This window comes from Bradyrhizobium stylosanthis (assembly GCF_001641335.1).
Taxonomy (GTDB): domain Bacteria; phylum Pseudomonadota; class Alphaproteobacteria; order Rhizobiales; family Xanthobacteraceae; genus Bradyrhizobium; species Bradyrhizobium stylosanthis.
This window is the reverse complement of the sequence record NZ_LVEM01000004.1, coordinates 464,937-483,743: the sequence shown is the minus strand read 5'-3', so window position 1 is coordinate 483,743 and position 18,807 is coordinate 464,937. Positions and strand designations below refer to the sequence as shown.

Below are 18,807 nucleotides of genomic sequence, written 5' to 3'. Positions count from 1 at the left end.
AAATCGCCCTCTGTGCGGAGGTTCAGACTTTCTGCGCGAACGCCTTGTGCGCCCGGTCCTTGGCGCCGAACTCGGCCGACAGGCGGTCGGCGGCGGCCTGCACGACCTGCGCTCCGGCGTGCAGCGCCTGGTTGGAGAGCCGCCAGATCGGACCGGAAATGCCGAGCGCGCCGATCACCTGTCCGGTGAAATCGGTGACGGGCACGGCAACGCAGCGAACTTCCGGATTGAACTCTCCGTCGTCGAACGCGACGCCGGTCCGCTGCACTTCCGCGATCTCGCGCATCAGCACGCCGGCATCGGTGATCGACTTCGGGGTCGACGGCTTCAGCTCCGCGCGATCGATGAAGCGCTTGAGCTGTTCCGGGCGGAGCGAAGCCAGAATGATCTTGCCGAGCGCGGTGCAATGGGCCGGGCGTACCACGCCGACGCGGTCGGTGAGCTGAAACGCGCCGGGGCCGCTGGTGCGCGCGATGACGACCACGGCATCGCCCATTCGCACGGCAAAATGGCTGCTTTCGCTGGTCTGGCGCGACAGCTCCTCCAGCACCGGCGTTGCGACATTGACCATCTCGATCTCGTCGAGCGCGCTTGCGGCGAGCGCGAACAGCGGACGGCCGATGCGGTAGCGCTTGCTGTCCCTCTCCTGGCGGAGGTAGCCGAGCGAGACCAGCGTCTTTGCCAGATGAAACGTCGTGGAGTTGTGCAGGCCGACCAGCTTGCTGAGCTCGGCGAGGCCGATCCCGTCGCGATGGCGCGCCACCTCTTCGAGGATCGAGAAGGCACGGCCGAGCGACTGCACGCCGCCGCCGCGCTGCTTGTCGTCGGCCTCGACGTCGCCCTCGGCGCGCGCAGCGGGGACCAGTTTGGCAACCGCGGCCTTGCGCGGGCTCGCGGGCTTTTCGCCGGTCGTCGGCTTGGTGCGCGATTTCAAGGACAAGGCCCCCTTCTCGTGAATCGTCGTGACTCCGTTGCTGCGAGACTAGCACGCAACGGGCGCCGCCGTGGGCGCGGAGCCAGGCGTTTCCTCAAGCCGGCAGCCTATCACAATATAAATTGACGTACAGCATTATGAGAAATAGGGTGCCCGCGGCCCAGCGATGACCGGCCGCGTTCCTCCGCATCGGTCCACAAGAAGTCGTGGCCGCGAGGGAGACGGGTTGATGTCGAAGAACATGCTCAACGGCGCGCAGGTCATTGTCGATTATCTGATCCAGGAAAAGGTGCCGCAGGTGTTCGGGCTCTGCGGCCACGGCAACATCCAGTTCATCGACGCGCTGTACGAGCGCTCCGAGGAGATCAAGACGATCTCCGTGCATCACGAGAGCGTCGCCGGCTTCATGGCCGACGTCTATTATCGCGTCTCCGGCCGGCCGACCGCGACCTTCACTTCCTGCGGGCCGGGCTCGGCGAATTTGCCGATCTCGCTGGCGAACGCCTTCCTCGATTCCGTGCCGTTCATGGCGATCACCGGCAACGTGCCGACCAGCCAGTTCAACCGCGGCGCCTTCCAGGAAATGTACCGGCATCACCAGGCCGACTTTCCCTCCACTGTGAAGACGATCTGCAAGAAGGTGTTTCAGCCGACGCGCGGAGAGATGGTGCCGCTCGCGGTGCGGCAGGCGTGGAAGACGATGGTGACGGGACGGCCGGGGCCGGTCGTGGTCGACGTGCCCTTCGACGTGTTCATGGAATCCGCGGCCGAGGAGGCGCCGAAGGCGATCGAGTGGAACGCGAACATCTCCAGCCGATGCGGCGCCGACCCTGATGGCGTCGAGAAGGCGGTGGACATGCTGCTGTCCGCCGAGCGGCCCGTGATGCTGGTCGGGCAGGGGGTGCGCTACGGCGGCGCGGCCGACGAGTTGCGCAAGCTCGCCGAGCGGCTGCAGATCCCGGTGGCCGCATCGGCGAGCGGCCTCGGCGCGCTCGACGTCAATCATCCGCTCGCGCTCGGCCTCGTCGCGCGCGCCGGACACTACCAGGCCAATCATGCAACGCGTCAGGCCGACGTGCTGCTCGCGCTCGGCGTCCGTTTCGACGACCGCACATCGAGTTCCTGGATTCCCGGCTATTCCTTCACGATTCCGCCGACTAGGCTGATCCATGTCGACATCGACCCCGAGGAGATCGGCCGCAACTATCCTGTTGCGCTGGGCTTGATGGCCGATGTCCGCACCTTCCTGCGGCAGGTCCATGCCGAGCTCGACCGCCGCGACAACCTGTTCAAGAAATCCGATGCGCGCAAGAAGTGGCTGGCGCAGATCGACGGCTATCGCAAGGAGTGGGACAAGTTCGTCGCGCCCGGCTTCTCGGATGACACCACGCCGATCAATCCGCAGCGCGCGGCCGCCGAGATCGACAAGGCGCTGCCCGAGGATGCGATCCTGGTTTCCGACATCGGCGTGCACCACAACTGGCTGCTCGGCTTCTGCAAGCCGAAGCGCCCGGACTCGCTGATCGGTTCGATGGGCTTTGGCCCGATGGGCTTTGGCGTCGCCGGCGTGATGGGCGCAAAGTTCGCTGCGCCCGATCGTCCCTGCGTCTCGGTGTGCGGCGACGGCGCCTTCTTCATGCACGCCAACGTGCTGGGCACGGCGGTCGAATACAATCTGCCCGTGGTCTGGGTGGTCTGGAACAATTACGCCTATGCTTCGATCCGCGGGCTACAGCGCGGCTATCTCGGAGGGCGCGAGCTTGCCACCGACTTCAAGCACCCCGAAACAGGTGAGCGCTACAACCCCGACTTCGCGGCGATGGCGCGCTCCTGCGGCGTCGAAGGAGTTCGGGTCGATCGCGCCGGCGACCTCGGCGAGGCCATCCGCAAGGGCATCGCCGCCAACAGGCCGTACCTGATCGACGTCGATATCGCCGCCGACGTCAATCCCGCCGGTGCCGGCGTCTGGGAGCTGCCCGGCCTCGGCCAGAGCAAAGCGGGCATCGGCACGCGCTTTCAGCCGGGCTGATCCCGGACTCATCAATCAAGAAACATATCGGGGAGATGGAAATGACGCTCGCAGGCAAGAAGGTCGTCGTGATCGGCGGCTCCTCAGGCATCGGCCTTGCCACGGCGGAGCTTGCGAAGAAGGAAGGCGCTGACGTGATCATTGCTTCGCGCAGCGCCGCCAAGCTCGATCCCGTTGCCGAGCGGCTCAAGGTGACGGCGATCCCGACCGACGTCACCAGCGACCAGAGCGTCGCGGACCTGTTCCGCCGCACCGGCCCGGTCGATCACGTCGTGCTGACCGCGGCGCAGCTTCGCACCGGACCGTTCAAGACGGTTGCGATGGACGACGTGCGCGCCACCATGGAAGGAAAATTCTGGGGCGCCTGGCGCGTGGCGCGCGAAGCGGAGATCCGGCCGGGCGGCTCGCTAACGCTGGTCACCGGCTTCCTCAGCGTCCGGCCGCGGCCGAACTCGGCGATCATCAGCGCGGCCAATGGCGCTCTGGAGTCGCTGGCTCGCGCACTCGCGCTCGAGCTTGCGCCGGTGCGCGTCAACGCAGTGTCGCCCGGCGTGATCGATACGCCGATCCGGGCCGCGATGCCGGAGGCGGCGCGCAAGGAGATGCTGGCGAAGACGGCGGCGGCGCTGCCGGTCGGCCGCGTCGGCATGGCCGAGGACATCGCCCGGCAGATCGGAAGCTTCATGAGCAACGGATTTGCCACGGGTTCGATCGTCTATGTCGACGGCGGCGCGCTGGTGAACTAGGGAGCACGATCATGGCCGAGGAGAGCAATGGCGCCTTCATCCGCAACATCGCCGAGGTGCCCTGGCGCGAATTCCCCAACCATTTTGGCGGTGCGCTGTCGAAGCCGCTGGTGATGCCGGAGACGGCAGGCTCGCGCCGCATCGACTACCGCATCTCGATGTACCAGCCGATGGCCTATGTCGCGCGCCATCATCACAAGGTGCAGGAGCAGGTCTATCACGTGCTCGACGGCGAGGGGCTGATGGAGATCGCGGGCAAGAACCATGTCGTACGCAAGCACGATGTGATCTTCCTGCCGCCCGGCGTCGAGCATGCGATCTCGAACTCAGGCCTGACCGACCTCGTGTTCCTGGTCGTGACCTCACCGGTGACGGACGGCGACAAGCCGGTGTGAGCTAGCTCGAGGACCGCTCGCGCGAAGCCACGCGGATGGCGCGCAGCTTCGCGCCCTTTGTCGCGCGCGCCGCAATCATGCTGCGCGCCTTGCCATGTGCCGAACCACTCTTGCGCAGCAGGGAGGCGAACCGCTTGCGTGCGCGGTTCGCCGACAGCCGTGCCGCAAGCTGCTCGGCCTTGCGCATGATGGTGACGACCGAGGGCGTCAGGTTCACCGGAACCCAGGCGACGTCCTTCGACTTCGACAGGCTTCCGATGCCTTCGCACGGTGCTTCGCGCGGCAGGTCGATCCTGATCGCGAGAGCTTCCGAACGTTCGGTCCAGTCCTCGGCCTTGGTGCCGGTGATGATGCGGACATAGTCGCGCGTCTCGCGTGGCAGTTCGCTTTCCCTGGCCAGCCATTTCTGGATGCGGCCGGGCCCTGCGTTGTAGGCGGCCGCGGCGAGACCGAGATTGCCGAAATCGTCACGGAGCTTGCGCAGGAATTTTGCGGATGCCGGCAACGCCTTCAGGGGATCGAAGGGATCATCGAGGCCGACTTCGGCGGCCGTCTCCGGCATGAATTGCGCGACGCCTTGTGCGCCGGCAGGGCTGACCTCGTTGGAGCGGAAGCGACTCTCCTGCCAGAGCAGGCGCGCGAAGAACGGCACGGGAATGCCGCTGGCCTCGGCGGCTTCACGCAGCGCGTAGCAGAATCTTTCGGTCGGAGTAGCCGGAGCCTGCACGATGGTCTCGACCGAGCGCGGCGGCTCAATCGTCTCCTCGTAGGCCGCGCGTGCGTTCGCAAGTTCAATGGCCTGCACGTTCGCGAGGAAGAGCTCGACGAGGGGAACCAAGGAAGGCCCGCGATCGGCCTTCGGAAGGGAGTTGTCGACGTCTTCTGCGTGCCGGGACGTCGTCGAGCCGACGTCGCACATCAGAATCAGGAACGCAGCGCAAGCCGCGACGAGAAATCGCATCTCGGGAAGAGTCCTCGAACTGTGGGGGAACGACCGGCGCGACCGGTGACGAGGACTTCATTCACCGTAATTGCGGCGAAGCTGCGATTCCGCTGGAGGGCCGGTGTTAGTACGGTGTTCCCGCAGCAAGAACGAGCTGCGTCGGCCCGCGGATCTACGGGGCAGCGGCGCTATGAGCGATATTGCAGGTCAAACCGGCGGCGCCTACGCCTTCGGAAAATCCTTGCGCATCGCGATCTCGGCAGCATCGCCCGGCGACAGCACGGTCTGGTCGAAGGCGGCCTGCGGTTTTGTCATGATGTCGTAGAGCGAGATGCCCTTGATCGGCTTGCCCATGAGCTCGCGAACGCAGTCGGCGAGCGTGCCGTTGTAGACCATATAGGGCGGACCGCGGTCCTTCTGCCTCTCGCCCTTCAGCGATGGCCATTTCTTCAGCTCGGCCGGCGCGTCATATGCGATCGGCGATCCCTCTTTGAACATGCGTTTGGCCCCGGTGGCTTGGATCGCCGAGAATCCTAGAGCCGCCGGGTAAACACACGTTAAAGAATTAGTTAAAATCAGCCGGCAACGAAGGCGAGCAGGGTGCCGTTGGCCTTGGCCGGCGGCACGCAGATCGCAGGTCCGCTCCGCACCGCGGTCGAGCCCAGCGCCTTCTCGGTCGCGGCGAGATCGCCGCTGACCAGCACCAGCGCGGCGCCGCCACGTTCGGAGAGGCCAGCGAGCGGCACGCCGGGATAGCGCTTTCCGAGCTGGTCCAGCGTCAGATAGACGAAGTCGGCGCGCTCGCCGCCGGAGGGGACGGTCACGGCGCCGTCGGCCTCCGCCTTCGGCTCGCGGTCGATCAGCCGGCCGAGATGCGCGGCTTCCTGCGCGGGCTCAGGCGTTGCGATCAGCGTCTGCTTGATGCGCCTCGCCGCGTTGGCGTGTTTCATCAGCTCGGGGATCCAGACAGTCTCACGGGTCTTGTGCTGGCAGGCGAAGATGCGCACGCCGCCGGGCGCCTCGGCGGTCGGCCACATGAAGGTACGGAATTTGGCCGCCGAGATCGTGCCGTCAGGCAGGGTGACGGGACGTTCGAAATCAGTGGGGCCGATCGGCGTCAGGCCGCGCGCACGGATCTCCTCGGCGCCGGCGGCGCTATCGACCGCGGTGAAGGCGATGCGTTCGATGCCTTCGCCGTGCCTGTCGACGAAGGCGCGCGCGGGTGCGTTGTGCTCGGTCGCCACGAGCACGCCGAGCAGCTCCATGTAATCGGGGTCGAACATGATGGTGTAGTTGCCGGTGCCCATATGAGCGCTATGGGTGCCGCGCGGCGAGATCGTGAAGCCGAGCTGCCGATAGTTCTCGGCGGCCTTGTCGAGGTCCTTCACCATGACCACGGCGTGGTCGATACCGATGACGTTCTTGAGGGCCACTGTGATTTCCCCGCGGCAGATGGATTGAGCGGCACGAGCGGCCGATGTCCCTATCTACGCTGGATAATCGATCGAGTCATTTTCAAATCGGCGGGAGATGCGGAAATTTCATTCCGCGAAAAGCCCTGCCGACACGCGATGGCATCAGCGTGCCTGCTCGATATAGGCGGCAAGGATGGCGCGCTCCTCGCTGGTCATTTCGGTGATGTTGCCGGGCGGCATCGCATTGGACCAGGCGGCGACGCGGCCGATCAGGCGGATGTTGCGATGGATGTGCTCGGGCGCGTCGAGCAGAATGCCCTTTGGCGCGGTGACGATGCCGGCCCAGACCGGTTCGGCGGCATGGCACATGCTGCAGCGGGACATCACGATCTCCTCGACATTGGCGATCGTGACCGGCGCCGGCAGCGCACTTGTCTTCGCCTCGCGCGGGCCGGCGGCGGAGAGGAAGAGGATTGCGATCACGCCGATCGCAGCGACGCCCCACACCCACCATGGCGACTTGCGTCCGGCATGACCCTCGTTGAAGAAATGACGGATCACCGGCCCCAGCGCCAGGATGATCGCGACGATGACCCAGTTGAAGCGCGTCGCGTAGAGCAGGGGATAGTGGTTGCTGATCATCAGCACGACCACGGGCAGCGTCAGGTAGTTGTTGTGGACCGAGCGCTCCTTGCTGGCCTTGCCGAGCTTGGGGTGTGGCGCTTTCCCGGCGACCAGCGCCGCCACGATCTTCTTCTGGTTCGGGATGATCAGCGTGAAGACGTTCGCGACCATGATGGTGCCGATGATCGCGCCGATCTGGTTGAAGGCGCCGCGGCCGCTCAGCACGTGGGTGAAAGCATAGGTCAGCGCGACCAGGAACAGATAGCCGCCGATGGCGAAGGGCAACTCGCGCTGTGCGAGCCCGCTGCGGCAGGCGGCCTCGTAGAGCAACCACGCCAGCGCGAGGCTGAAGAAGCTGAACAGCCCGGCCTGGAACGGCGTGAGATCAAGGATCGACTTGTCGACCAGGAACAGGTCGGCCTCGAGATAATACACCACCACCATCAGCGCGAAGCCGGAGAGCCAGGTGGTGTAGGCCTCCCATTTGAACCAGGTGAGCTCGTCCGGCATCTGGCTGGGGGCGACCAGGTATTTCATGATCCGGTAGAAGCCGCCGCCATGGACCTGCCAGGCCTCGCCCTGCACGCCGTCCGGCAGGTCACCCCTCGGCTTGAGGCTGAGGTCGAGGGCGATGAAATAGAAGGAACTTCCGATCCAGGCGATCGCCGCCACGACATGCAGCCAGCGGAGCAGCAGGCTGGCCCATTCCGATATGATGGATCCCCACATGATCACCCCATCAGGTGCGACATGGACGCCGCAACATTCATGACCGCAATCGCGGCCGCTCCCTTGCAATGTGTCGCACCTATCGGCGCTGTTTTCCAGTACGATAGGCTGCGGCTCATGCACATCATGCGGGCATGAGCTGATGTGGGACGCGGCAGGTGTCTTGCCTGTCGCAGATCAATTGCGGGCGATTCGCGTTGATGCCGTGGACGCGGCAGGCCGAAAGGAAGACGACGTGAAAAACAGGATGTCGACTGCAGTGTTGTCTGTCGCCGTACTGGTCGCGGGTGCGGTTATTGCGCAGGCCGAGCCGGTGCTGCAGGGCAAGGACGCCTACGGCGACTGGCAGACCGACAAGCCGGGCACTGTCAGGTTGATCCGGCCGCAGGATCTGGTGCGGCCGGGCGCCACGCGGTCGGTTGCGAGCTTCGCGCGCGTGGTGCCGCGGCCGCCGGATGCCTCGCCGCAGGTGCCGGCGGGTTTCAGGATCGAGCTGTTCGCCGAGGGCCTGCGCGCGCCGCGCATCATACGTGTGGCGCCGAACGGCGATGTCTTCGTCGCGGAGACGCGGGCGGGCAGCATCCGCGTGCTGCGCACCGGGGAGGGCGGCAAGGTCGCGACCAACGAGGTCTATGCCAGCGGCTTGCGGCAGCCGTTCGGAATCGCCTTCTTCCCGAGCGGCGACAATCCGCAATGGGTCTATGTCGCCAACACCGACAGCGTCGTCCGCTTTCCCTATCAGGCCGGCGATCTCAAGGCGCGCGGCAAGGCGGAGACGGTCGTTGCCAGCCTGCCGCATGATGGCGGCCATTCCACCCGCGACATCGTCTTCACGCCGGATGGCAAGCGCATGCTGGTCTCGGTCGGCTCGCTCAGCAACGTCGCCGAGGGCATGGGCACGCCGCCCGGCGGATTGGAGGCATGGTCGAAGGCGCAGCCGCTCGGCGCGACGTGGGCCAGCGAGCTCGAGCGCGCCGCGGTCCTTGCGTTCACCCCCGAAGGCAAGGAGCGGAAGGTTTACGCCACCGGCATTCGCAATTGCGTCGGCCTTGCAATTCAGCCGCAGACCGCGCTGCCCTGGTGCTCGACCAATGAACGTGACGGTCTTGGCGACGACCTCGTGCCCGACTACGTCACCAGCGTGAAGGAGGGCGCGTTCTACGGCTGGCCGTGGTTCTATATCGGCGGCAACGAAGACCCGCGCCATGCCGGCGCGCGGCCGGATCTCAAGGACAAGGTGACCGCGCCCGACGTGCTGATCCAGCCGCACTCGGCCTCGCTCGGCATGACCTTCTACCAAGGCTCGCAGTTTCCGCCCGAGTATCAGGGCGAGGCCTTCGCCGCCGAGCACGGCTCCTGGAACCGGTCGAAGCGCACCGGCTACAAGGTGATCCGCATCAAGATGAAGGACGGTAAGGCGACGGGCGAGTACGAGGATTTCGTCACGGGCTTCGTGGTGAGCGACACCGAGGTTTGGGGCAGGCCGGTGGGCGTGGCGGTGGCGAAGGATGGATCGCTGCTGGTGTCGGAGGATGGCAACGGCACCATCTGGCGGGTGACAAGCACGCCGCGGTGACGCTGCACCCTCTCCCCTTGCGGGAGCGGGTGGCTTCGCGATACCGAAGCCGGGTGAGGGTTTCTCTCCGCGAATCCATCTCGCTATGAGTTCGTCGATAGAACCCCTCATCCGGCGCCATAGCCGAAGCTTCGCTTCGGCGTCTTTAGGAGACGGCGGCCCCAAGGCCGCCTATGCCACCTTCTCCCACAAGGGGAGAAGGAAGATGAAAGGCCTAACCCCTTCTCACGCTCGCGCCACCGTCCACCGGCAGCGTCACGCCTGTGATGAAATTCGCTTCATCCGACGCCAGGAACAGCGCGGCGTTCGCGACGTCCCAGCCGGTGCCCATCTTCTTGCGCAGCGGCACCTTGCTGTCGCGCTCGGCCTCGACCTCGGCGCGGGTCTTGTGCCATTCGCGGGCGCGGGTGTCGACCGCCATCGGCGTGTTCATCAGGCCGGGCAGGATGACGTTGGCGCGGATTCCGTATTCGGCGTTCTGGTAGGCGAGCTGCTCGGTGAAGGCGATCATGGCGGACTTCGTCGCCTTGTAGGCGACGTAAGGGTAGGTCGTGATCGCGGCCATGGACGAGATGTTGATGATGGCGCCGCTTCCTTGCGCCCGCATGATCGGGATCACCTCCTTTGCCGCGAGAACGCAGCTTTTCAGGTTGATGGCGACGATTCGGTCGAACGCCTCCTCGGTGATCTCTAGCAGCTCGGCGTCGCCGCCGGAGAGACTGACGCCGACATTGTTGTGCAGCACGTCGATCCGGCCCCAGCGCGATTGCGCATCCGCCACCATCGCCTTGATGTCGGCAGACTTCGTCACGTCGGCCTTGAAGGCTGCGGCGGTGCCGCTCTTCGCGGCGATCATCGCCACCGTTTCCTGCGCCGACTCCAGATGATGATCGACGCACAGCACCTTGGCGCCCTCGCGCGCGAAGGTGAGTGCCGTGGCGCGGCCATTGCCCATGCCTTCGCCGGGGCTCTGGCCGGCGCCGACGACGATCGCAACCTTGTCCTTCAGGCGCATCTCATTTCACTCCCGGGATCGGGTACTGCTGAAGTACCTCTTTGTAATAGGGCTCGTTGTCGATCTTCATGGTGGCGAGCACGCGGACCACGCCGCAATAGAAGGCGATGGTGAGGACGAGGTCCACCATGTGCTCGTCGGAGAGGTCTTTCCTGATCTCGGCGAAGGTCGCATCCGACATCGCGAGCTCGCGCACCATCTCGCGGGCGCCTTTCAGGATCGCCCTGGCCAGCGGCTCCAGCTTCGAGGGCTTGCCTTCGGTCTCCGCCATCAGGCCGGCGATGTCGTCGTCGGTGACGCCGAATTCCTTGCCGATCTTCACATGATGGGTGAACTCATATTCCGACTTCTCCAGCCAGCCGACCTGGAGGATCGCAAGCTCGCGCAGGCGCGGGTCGAGCTTGCTCTTGAAACGGATATAGCCGCCTATGCCGTTGAAGGCGCGCGCCATCTCCGGCGAGTTGACCAGCAGCTTGTGCAGGTTGGTGTTGCGCTTGAGCATGTCGCGATATTCGGGCGCGACCTGGTCGGCCTCGAGATAGGGCAGGCGTGCCATTTCTGTATGTCCCTCGTCAGTGTTGCTGTGACTCGCGTTCCGGCGCCTGCAGCGTCACGCCGCCGTCGACCACCAGCACCTGGCCAGTGATGTAGCGGGCGAAATCGCTGAGCAGGAATTTGACGGCGTGACCGACGTCCCAGCCGGTGCCTTCGGTCTTGAGCAGGGAGGCCTTGGCGCGATTGGCGCGGGCCTGCTCGCTCATGCCGCGGGCATAGACCATCGGCGTGTACATCGGTCCCGGGCAGATGCAGTTGACGCGGATGTTGTCGCGGCCGTGGTCGACCGCCATCGCGCGCGTCAATCCGATGATCGCGGCCTTCGAGGTCGTGTAGGTGGTCAGCCCGCGCGGCCGCAGCGCCGAGATCGAGGAAATGTTGACGATCGCGCCGCCCCCAGCCGTCTTGATCATCGCGGGGATCGCGTGCTTCGAGAGCAGGAACATGGTCTCGACGTTGACCTGCATGACGCGGCGGTACTGCTCGGCTGTCTCGTCCACCACGCTGCCACGGCTGCCGATGCCGACATTGTTGTCGAGCAGGTCGAGCCGGCCCCAGCGGTTGAGCGCGGCCTCGACGAGCGCCTTGCAATCGGCTTCGCTGGTGACGTCGCCGCCATGCGCTGCGGCGGTCCCGCTCTCGGCGGTGATCATGTCCACGGTGCGTTCGGCGAGCTTGAGGTCGCGATCGGCCACCAGCACTTTCGCGCCGGCGCGGGCGAGCAGGATTGCTGCAGCGCGGCCGTTGCCGATGCCGTCGCCTGCAGCACCACCGCCGCTGATCAGCGCCACCTTGCCGGCGAGGCCGGCATCATCCTCGGGCCCCCGCATCTCGTTCCATCCCGCTGTTTTTTCCGACGATAGCAATGCCATAGAGGCGAGAGAAGCCCGATGGCCCAGCGCGGATGTCATTGATATCGCGCGGAATTGCATGCCGCCGCGCGGGATCGGGCGGTTCTGAAAGACGGTTTGCGGAACCGTCCTGATACAACTGCGTTTGTTGCGGGGCGTTTCTTGCTTTACGCTTGCGCCCGGGGGCTTCCCAACCGCCAGTGGTCTGCCGATGAATCTGCTTGATCCACAAGGCCCTGTGGCTGCGGCCAACAGCACCATTCTGGTCGATTCCGTCTTCATCATGCTCGTGATCGTGGTCCCGACCATTTTCGCGATCCTGGCCTTTGCGTTCTGGTTTCGCGCCTCGAACACACGCGCGCGCTACCAGCCCGACTTCGTCTATTCCGGCCGGGTCGAGATGGTGGTGTGGTCGATCCCCGCGCTGACCGTGATCCTGCTCGGCGGCGTCGCCTGGATCGGCTCGCACCAGCTCGATCCTGCAGCGCCCGTGCCCGGCACCGGCAGCCCGGTCCGCATCCAGGCCGTCTCGCTCGACTGGAAATGGCTCTTCATCTATCCCGACCAGCGCATCGCCACCGTCAACACGCTCACGGTGCCGGCGGGCGCCGAGCTGAACTTCCAGCTGACTTCGTCGAGCGTGATGAACACGTTCTTCATCCCGCAGCTCGGCAGCATGATCTACACCATGAACGGCATGGTGACGCGGTTGAACCTGCGCGCCGATAACGTGGGCAAGCTGCAGGGACTATCGGCGCATTTCTCGGGTGACGGCTTTCCCGACATGATGTTCGACGTCAACGTGATCTCGCCGCTCGCCTTTCCGGACTGGGTGGCGACGACGGCGAAGTCCGATGCCGTGCTGAACGAGGAGAGCTACAAGAAGCTGATGCAGCAGGGCATCGAGCGCGGCCGGCTGAGCTTTCGTCTCGCAGACCCGCGCCTGTTCGACCTGATCGCGACCCAGCACATTCCCCCGGGGCCCGGGCCGGAGCTGCTATCGGATGCCGGCCGGCCGCACAGTGGAGGCCACGATGCTCGGTAAGCTCGACTGGTCGGCCATTCCGTTCGATCAGCCGATTCCGCTCGCGGCGGGCGGGGTGGTGCTGGTCGCGATCCTCGCGGTGCTGATCTGGGTCGTGGTGAAGGGGCATCTGCCCTATCTCTGGGACGAATGGATCACCAGCGTCGATCACAAGCGCATCGGCGTCATGTACATCCTGCTGGCCTCGGTGATGCTGCTGCGCGGCGGCAGCGATGCCATCATGATGCGGATCCAGCAGGCGGTCGCCTTTCAGTCGCAGGGCTATCTGCCGCCCGAGCACTACAACCAGATCTTCTCGGCGCACGGCACCATCATGATCTTCTTCGTGGCGATGCCGTTCGTGATCGGGCTGATGAACCTCATCGTGCCGCTGCAGCTCGGCGTCCGCGACGTCGCGTTTCCGACGCTCAATTCGGTCGGCTTCTGGCTGACCGCGACCGGCGCGCTGCTGGTCAATGTCTCGCTGGTGGTCGGCGAGTTCGCGCGCACCGGCTGGCTCGCCTTTCCGCCACTGTCGGGACTGTCCTATTCGCCCGGCGTCGGCGTCGACTATTACGCCTGGTCGCTGCAGATATCCGGCGTCGGCACGCTGGTGGCCGGTATCAATCTCGTCACCACGGTGCTGAAGCTGCGCACCAGAGGCATGAACTATCTGCGCATGCCGATGTTCTGCTGGACCACGCTGGCCTCGAACCTCCTGATCGTCGCCGCGTTCCCGATCCTCACGGCGACGCTCGCGATGCTGCTGCTCGACCGCTATCTCGGCTTCCACTTCTTCACGAACGAAGCCGGCGGCAACGTCATGATGTTCATGAATTTGATCTGGGCCTGGGGGCACCCTGAGGTCTACATCCTCGTGCTGCCGGCGTTCGGCATCTTCTCCGAGGTGGTGTCGACCTTCTCCGGCAAGGCGCTGTTCGGCTACCGCTCGATGGTGCTCGCGACCATGGCGATCTGCGTCGTCTCCTTCATGGTCTGGCTGCACCATTTCTTCACGATGGGCGCAGGGCCGAACGTCAACGCCATCTTCGGCATTGCCAGCATGATCATCGCCATCCCGACCGGCGTGAAGATCTACAACTGGCTGTTCACGATGTATGGCGGCCGCATCCGTTTCGCGACGCCGATGCTGTGGTCGGTCGGCTTCATGGTCACCTTCATCATCGGCGGATTGACCGGCGTTCTGGTCGCGGTGCCGCCGGCCGACTTCATGCTTCACAACAGCATGTTCCTGGTGGCGCATTTCCACAACGTCATCATCGGCGGCGTGCTGTTCGGGGCCTTTGCCGGCTTCGAATACTGGTTCCCGAAGGCATTCGGCTTCCGCCTCGACGAGCGCTGGGGCAAGGCCGCGTTCTGGTTCACCTTCACGGGCTTCTGGGTCACCTTCATGCCGCTCTACATCGCCGGCATGCTCGGCATGACCAGGCGCCTGCAGCACTACGACGTCGCGGCCTGGCGGCCCTGGATGATCGTCGCGGTAATCGGGATGGCCGTGCTGTCGATCGGCGTGATCTGCCAGATCATGCAGCTCGTGGTCAGCATCCGCAACCGCGAGGCATTGCGCGACCGCACCGGCGATCCCTGGGACGGCCGCTCGCTGGAATGGGCGACCTCGTCGCCGCCGCCGGTGTTCAACTTCGCCTTCCATCCCGATGTCCGCGGCGAGGACGCCTATTGGGACATGAAGGTCCGCGCGCAGCAGCAATCGCTGGAGCATGAGGACCCCGAATATCACGACATCGAGATGCCCAGGAACTCGCCGACCGGCTTCGTCTGCGCGTTCTTCGCCACCATCATGGGCTTCGCGCTGATCTGGCATATCTGGTGGATGGTGATCCTCGGCGGCCTCGGCGCGTTCGCGACCTTCGTCGTGTTTGCCTGGCGCGACCATGACGAATACGTCATTCCGGCCGAGGAGGTCGCTCGGATCGATCGCGTCAACCTCGAGGAACGGCGCAGCCTCGTCAGCATGGCGGGGGCAATCTGATGTCGATGACCGCAACCGCCGGCCGCGCGCATGCCGATCCCCATCACATCGGCGTCGTCGTCGAACATCCCGGACCTGCATCGAAGCGGATCGTGACGGCCTACGGCTTCTGGGTCTTCCTGCTTTCCGACATCGTGATGTTCTCCTGCTTTTTCGCGGCCTATGCGGTGCTGCACGGCCAGACCGCAGGCGGCCCCAGCGGCGCGGAGATTTTCGAGCAGCGCAACGTCGCGATCGAGACGGTCTGCCTGCTGCTGTCGAGCTTCACCTGCGGCATGGCCAGCATCGCGGCCGACGTGCGCAACCGGTTCTGGTTCTATCTCGGCATGACCGTGACCTGCGTGCTCGGGCTGATCTTTCTCGCCATCGAGTTCAGGGAATTCGCCGACCTCATCGCGCGCGGCTATGGTCCGACCCGCAGCGCCTTCCTGTCGTCGTTCTTCTCGCTGGTCGGCTGCCACGGCCTGCATGTCTCCGCCGGCGTGCTCTGGCTGCTCACCATGATGGCGCAGGTGTTCGCCAAGGGCTTTCGCGCCGACGTCCTGCGCCGGATGATGTGCTTTGCGCTGTTCTGGCACGCGCTCGACATCATCTGGGTCGGAGTCTTTTCCGTCGTCTACCTGCTCGGGAGTGCCGCATGACCGATCAGACGCATATTCACGGCGAACGCGACCTTGCACCGGGCCAGGACGAGCAACACAGTGTCGGCGAGCGGATCCTGGGTTATGTCGTCGGTCTCGCCCTGGCGCTGCTGCTCACCGCGACATCGTTCTTCATCGCCGGCACCGATCTGGTCTGGCAGCCTTCGATCCCCGTCGCGTTGATCGTGCTCGCGATCGCGCAGATGGGCGTGCACCTCGTGTTCTTCCTGCACATCACCACGGGCCCCGACAATACCAACAACGTGCTGGCGCTGGCCTTCGGGCTGCTGGTGGTGTTCCTGGTGGTTGGCGGCACCGTCTGGATCATGTCGAACCTGAACGCCAACATGCCGCCGATGGATCAGATCATGATGCGCCAGTAGGGGCGCGCTGTGATGCGCTGCGTCGTCATGGCCGGGCTTGTCCCGGCCATCCACGTCTTGCTCCTCGGCGCCAAGAACGTAGATGCCCGGGACAAGCCCGGGCATGACGGCCGCGGCAGAATCGGCCTTCACGTCCGCACAAAAAAGAAGAGCCGCTTGTGGATGACAAGCGGCCCAAGTCTAGGGAGGAAACGCCCGAGCAAAAACAATCCAAACCGGATTGCTGCCAAGGAACGCTCGCGCAAGGCGCTAGCGTACCTATAGAGATGGGGCATCTCCCGCCGAAGTTCAATTCCGGATCAATACGGTCTAGGACTACCACTCACGGCTGCGTGAACCGATTGTTCACTTTGGCCGGCGGCAGTTGTAGGCCTTGCGGAAGCCGGCAGCCTGGGCGTCGTCCTCCGAGCAGAACCAGCGGTCCGGCTTGGTGGTCGCAGGATAGCTGGGGCAGCCCCGCAAGTGATAGATGCCGATGTTGCCGGTGACGCGGGCGCGGACCGCGAGCTTGGCCTTGATGCTGCAGCTCGGCGGCATCGTCAGCTCCTCGGGAAACAGCACGGCGCGAATCTCCTTGTCGCGATCGGAGCGGCAGGCGGCGCCCAGCAGCGCGCCGTCCTTCTTGCCGCTGCGGAAATCTTGCGGTGCAACAAAGCAGCCCTTCCAGATCCCGGCCGACGCCGACTTGGCGTCGGTCGCGGCCGGCTTGACGTTCGCCTTGATCGGCTCGCGGGCGATGGCATAGCCGAGCTTGACCAGTTGCTCGTTCAAGCTCGTCTTGTCGCCCTCGGCCGTGCAGATGGCGCGGTGGCGCTTGCCGAAGCTCTTTTCCGGACCGACGTCGTCGCAGCGCACCGAGCGCTTGTTGATCAGCTTCGCCAGCTGGTCGCGGGCCTCGATGCCGCAGGTCCAGGTATCGGCGTGATCATCGATGCAGACCTGGTCCAGCTCGGGTGCGTCGACGCCGTCGAGCCGGTAGGTGACGTCGCCAAGCTGGATCGAGTTGCCGTCGCGGACCGTCGCGGCGGCGGTCAGTGCGGAGGCGGGGGTCGAAATGACCGCAAAGCCGGACAGGGCGAAAAATGAAACGAGCGCAAAAGCGCGGGCGGCGGCAAAGAAATTCCGGAGGGACATAAGGTCTCGCTATCGATGGCTCGTGCGCCCTGTTCCTAGCATCCGGATGTGGCGATACCAATGGTCTGCGCCCTGCGAAGTGCGACATTCCGGCCCCACGGCTTTACTCGGCCGCGGCTCTGATCCTATCGTTTGTGCAGCCTTTCGGACCTCGAAAGGCCGAATCGCCCGGGAAGCGGCGAGGGGAGGAAAAGGTTGCGATGAAAGACCCCGTGGACGTCCTGATCATCGGCGCCGGCGCATCTGGCGCGGCGGTGGCGTGGTCGCTGGCCGAGACCAAGATGCACATTCTCTGCCTGGAGCAGGGTGGCTGGATGAACCCGGCGGAATATCCCAGCACGGGCCGGGACTGGGAGGCCAAGTTCTACGGCGAGTGGTCGTCGAGCCCCAATGTCCGCGGCCGTCCCGAGGACTATCCGATCAACGACGATAACTCGCCGATCAAGGTCGTGAACTACAATGCGGTGGGCGGCTCGACCGTGATGTACACGGCGCATTGGCCGCGGCTGCATCCTTCCGATTTCAAGGTGAAGACGCTCGACGGCGTCGCCGACGACTGGCCGATCGACTACGACGCGCTGACGCCGTTCTTCGAAGAGAACGACCGCATGATGGGGACATCAGGCCTGTCGGGCGATCCGCTGTCGCCGCTGACGCATCCCCCGATGCCGCAGCAGCCGATGGGATTGTCCGGTGCCATCATCGGCAAGGCCATGAACGAACGCGGCTGGCACTGGTGGCCGTCGGACACCACGGTCGCGACCATGGACTATGAGGGCCGGGCGCGCTGCATCAATCTCGGCCACTGCACGCCGGCCTGCGCGCAGGGCGCGAAATCCTCCACCGACATCACCTATTGGCCGCACGCGGTCCGCGCCGGCGTCGAGTTGCGCACCCATTGCCGGGTGCGCGAGATCACCACCGACGAGAACGGCATGGCCTCGGGCGTGGTCTATTACGACAAGGACGGCGTCGAGCAGTTCCAGCCGGCGCATGTCGTCATCATCGCCTGCAACGGCGTCGGCACGCCGCGCCTGCTGCTGAACTCTGCGTCGGGGCGTTTCCCCAATGGCCTCGCCAATTCGTCGGGCCTCGTCGGCAAGAACCTGATGTTCCACCCCTATGCGCAGATCTACGGCTTTGTGAAGGAGCCGACCGACTCGAACCGCGCGCCGCCGACCTGCCTGTGGAGCAAGGAGTGGTACGACACCGACCTGTCGCGCGGCTTCGTGCGCGGCTATGGCGTTCAGTTCGTGCGCGGGGCGGGGCCGGTGTTCGAAGCCGTGGTCAGCGAGCAGAAGGGCATCCTGCCCTGGGGCGAGGATCACCACCGCGTCTTCCGCAAGCTCAACGGCCATCGGCTCGGCTTCTCCGCGATCTGCGAGGATCTGCCTGAGGAGCACAACCAGGTCACGCTCGATCCCGTCCTGAAGGACAGCCACGGCATTCCCGCGCCGAAGATCGATTACACCATTAGCGAGAACAGCCGGAAGATGATGGAGCATGCGCTGGCGCGCGGCCGGGAGTTTCTCGAGACGGCTGGGGCAACCGACATCTGCGTCAACTCGCCGATCCCGTGGGGCGGCTGGCATCTGCTCGGCACCGCGCGGATGGGCACCGACCCCTCGCGCTCCGTGGTCAACGAATGGGGCCGCTCGCACGATGTGAAGAACCTCTTCATCGTCGACGGCAGCATCTTCGTCACCTCGGGCGGTGTGAACCCGACCTCCACCATCCAGGCCCTCGCGCTGTACATCGCCGACCAGATGAAGCAGCGCCTCGCCAATTTGTTCGACTAGAGG

Annotated in this window: 18 protein-coding genes; 9 read left to right on the top strand and 9 right to left on the bottom strand. The window is 65.0% G+C overall.

The annotated features are described in order from the left end of the window. Positions 1–22: 22 nt before the first annotated feature. Positions 23–940, bottom strand: coding sequence for an IclR family transcriptional regulator (locus tag A7X65_RS28710; RefSeq protein ID WP_063691571.1), 918 nt, complete (start codon positions 938–940; stop codon positions 23–25). Between the two features lie 223 nt (positions 941–1,163). Here A7X65_RS28710 and A7X65_RS28705 point away from each other — a divergent pair, with 223 nt between their 5' ends. From A7X65_RS28705 to A7X65_RS28695, 3 genes are read left to right on the top strand one after another with little or no spacing between them, the layout of a single operon-like run. Continuing rightward, entirely contained in the window at positions 1,164–2,963 is a 1,800-nt protein-coding gene (locus A7X65_RS28705) for a thiamine pyrophosphate-binding protein (RefSeq protein WP_063691569.1), read from the top strand. 41 nt (positions 2,964–3,004) lie between these two features. After that, on the top strand, positions 3,005–3,709 hold the full coding sequence (locus A7X65_RS28700; protein ID WP_082885092.1) for an SDR family oxidoreductase: 705 nt from the start codon (positions 3,005–3,007) through the stop codon (positions 3,707–3,709). An 11-nt stretch (positions 3,710–3,720) separates the two neighbouring features. Beyond that, positions 3,721–4,104: a cupin domain-containing protein gene (locus A7X65_RS28695; protein WP_063691565.1), complete on the top strand. Its 384-nt coding sequence runs from the start codon at positions 3,721–3,723 to the stop codon at positions 4,102–4,104. Between the two features lies 1 nt (position 4,105). On the opposite strand, the gene A7X65_RS28690 is transcribed toward A7X65_RS28695, so the two are convergent. From A7X65_RS28690 to A7X65_RS28675, 4 genes are all read right to left on the bottom strand, one after another. Continuing rightward, positions 4,106–5,065 (bottom strand): lytic transglycosylase domain-containing protein, encoded by a 960-nt coding sequence (locus tag A7X65_RS28690; protein WP_063691564.1) that lies wholly within the window; start codon positions 5,063–5,065, stop codon positions 4,106–4,108. Between the two features lie 204 nt (positions 5,066–5,269). Continuing rightward, the gene (locus tag A7X65_RS28685) at positions 5,270–5,545 is read right to left on the bottom strand and encodes a hypothetical protein (RefSeq protein ID WP_063691562.1); all 276 of its coding nucleotides are present in this window, start codon (positions 5,543–5,545) and stop codon (positions 5,270–5,272) included. Between the two features lie 77 nt (positions 5,546–5,622). After that, the gene (locus A7X65_RS28680; protein ID WP_063691560.1) at positions 5,623–6,480 is read right to left on the bottom strand and encodes a VOC family protein; all 858 of its coding nucleotides are present in this window, start codon (positions 6,478–6,480) and stop codon (positions 5,623–5,625) included. 144 nt (positions 6,481–6,624) lie between these two features. Continuing rightward, on the bottom strand, positions 6,625–7,815 hold the full coding sequence (locus A7X65_RS28675) for a urate hydroxylase PuuD (RefSeq protein ID WP_063692570.1): 1,191 nt from the start codon (positions 7,813–7,815) through the stop codon (positions 6,625–6,627). A gap of 247 nt (positions 7,816–8,062) precedes the next feature. Here A7X65_RS28675 and A7X65_RS28670 point away from each other — a divergent pair, with 247 nt between their 5' ends. Next, entirely contained in the window at positions 8,063–9,391 is a 1,329-nt protein-coding gene (locus tag A7X65_RS28670; protein WP_430643653.1) for a PQQ-dependent sugar dehydrogenase, read from the top strand. 214 nt (positions 9,392–9,605) lie between these two features. Here A7X65_RS28670 and A7X65_RS28665 read toward each other — a convergent pair whose 3' ends face one another. The 3 genes from A7X65_RS28665 to A7X65_RS28655 are packed head-to-tail and all read right to left on the bottom strand — an operon-like array spanning position 9,606 to position 11,791. Further along, positions 9,606–10,406, bottom strand: coding sequence for an SDR family NAD(P)-dependent oxidoreductase (locus A7X65_RS28665; protein WP_063691559.1), 801 nt, complete (start codon positions 10,404–10,406; stop codon positions 9,606–9,608). A gap of 1 nt (position 10,407) precedes the next feature. Beyond that, positions 10,408–10,962: a carboxymuconolactone decarboxylase family protein gene (locus A7X65_RS28660; RefSeq protein WP_063691557.1), complete on the bottom strand. Its 555-nt coding sequence runs from the start codon at positions 10,960–10,962 to the stop codon at positions 10,408–10,410. A gap of 16 nt (positions 10,963–10,978) precedes the next feature. Then, a complete protein-coding gene (locus A7X65_RS28655) occupies positions 10,979–11,791 on the bottom strand; it encodes an SDR family NAD(P)-dependent oxidoreductase (RefSeq protein ID WP_063691555.1) in 813 nt (270 codons plus the stop codon). 232 nt (positions 11,792–12,023) lie between these two features. On the opposite strand from A7X65_RS28655, the gene A7X65_RS28650 reads away from it, so the two are divergent. From A7X65_RS28650 to cyoD, 4 genes are read left to right on the top strand one after another with little or no spacing between them, the layout of a single operon-like run. After that, positions 12,024–12,857, top strand: a complete 834-nt coding sequence (locus A7X65_RS28650; protein ID WP_063691553.1) for a cytochrome ubiquinol oxidase subunit II family protein — start codon at positions 12,024–12,026, stop codon at positions 12,855–12,857. Continuing rightward, a complete protein-coding gene (gene cyoB, locus A7X65_RS28645) occupies positions 12,847–14,847 on the top strand; it encodes a cytochrome o ubiquinol oxidase subunit I (protein WP_063692568.1) in 2,001 nt (666 codons plus the stop codon). The genes A7X65_RS28650 and cyoB overlap by 11 nt, the downstream gene beginning before the upstream one ends. Then, on the top strand, positions 14,847–15,488 hold the full coding sequence (locus A7X65_RS28640) for a cytochrome (ubi)quinol oxidase subunit III (protein ID WP_063691552.1): 642 nt from the start codon (positions 14,847–14,849) through the stop codon (positions 15,486–15,488). Before cyoB ends, A7X65_RS28640 begins: the two co-directional genes overlap by 1 nt. After that, positions 15,485–15,871 (top strand): cytochrome o ubiquinol oxidase subunit IV, encoded by a 387-nt coding sequence (cyoD, locus tag A7X65_RS28635; RefSeq protein ID WP_063691550.1) that lies wholly within the window; start codon positions 15,485–15,487, stop codon positions 15,869–15,871. Before A7X65_RS28640 ends, cyoD begins: the two co-directional genes overlap by 4 nt. A gap of 345 nt (positions 15,872–16,216) precedes the next feature. On the opposite strand, the gene A7X65_RS28630 is transcribed toward cyoD, so the two are convergent. After that, a complete protein-coding gene (locus A7X65_RS28630; RefSeq protein ID WP_063691548.1) occupies positions 16,217–17,005 on the bottom strand; it encodes a thermonuclease family protein in 789 nt (262 codons plus the stop codon). A 200-nt stretch (positions 17,006–17,205) separates the two neighbouring features. On the opposite strand from A7X65_RS28630, the gene A7X65_RS28625 reads away from it, so the two are divergent. After that, on the top strand, positions 17,206–18,804 hold the full coding sequence (locus tag A7X65_RS28625) for a GMC family oxidoreductase (RefSeq protein WP_063691546.1): 1,599 nt from the start codon (positions 17,206–17,208) through the stop codon (positions 18,802–18,804). The last annotated feature ends 3 nt before the right edge of the window (positions 18,805–18,807 follow it).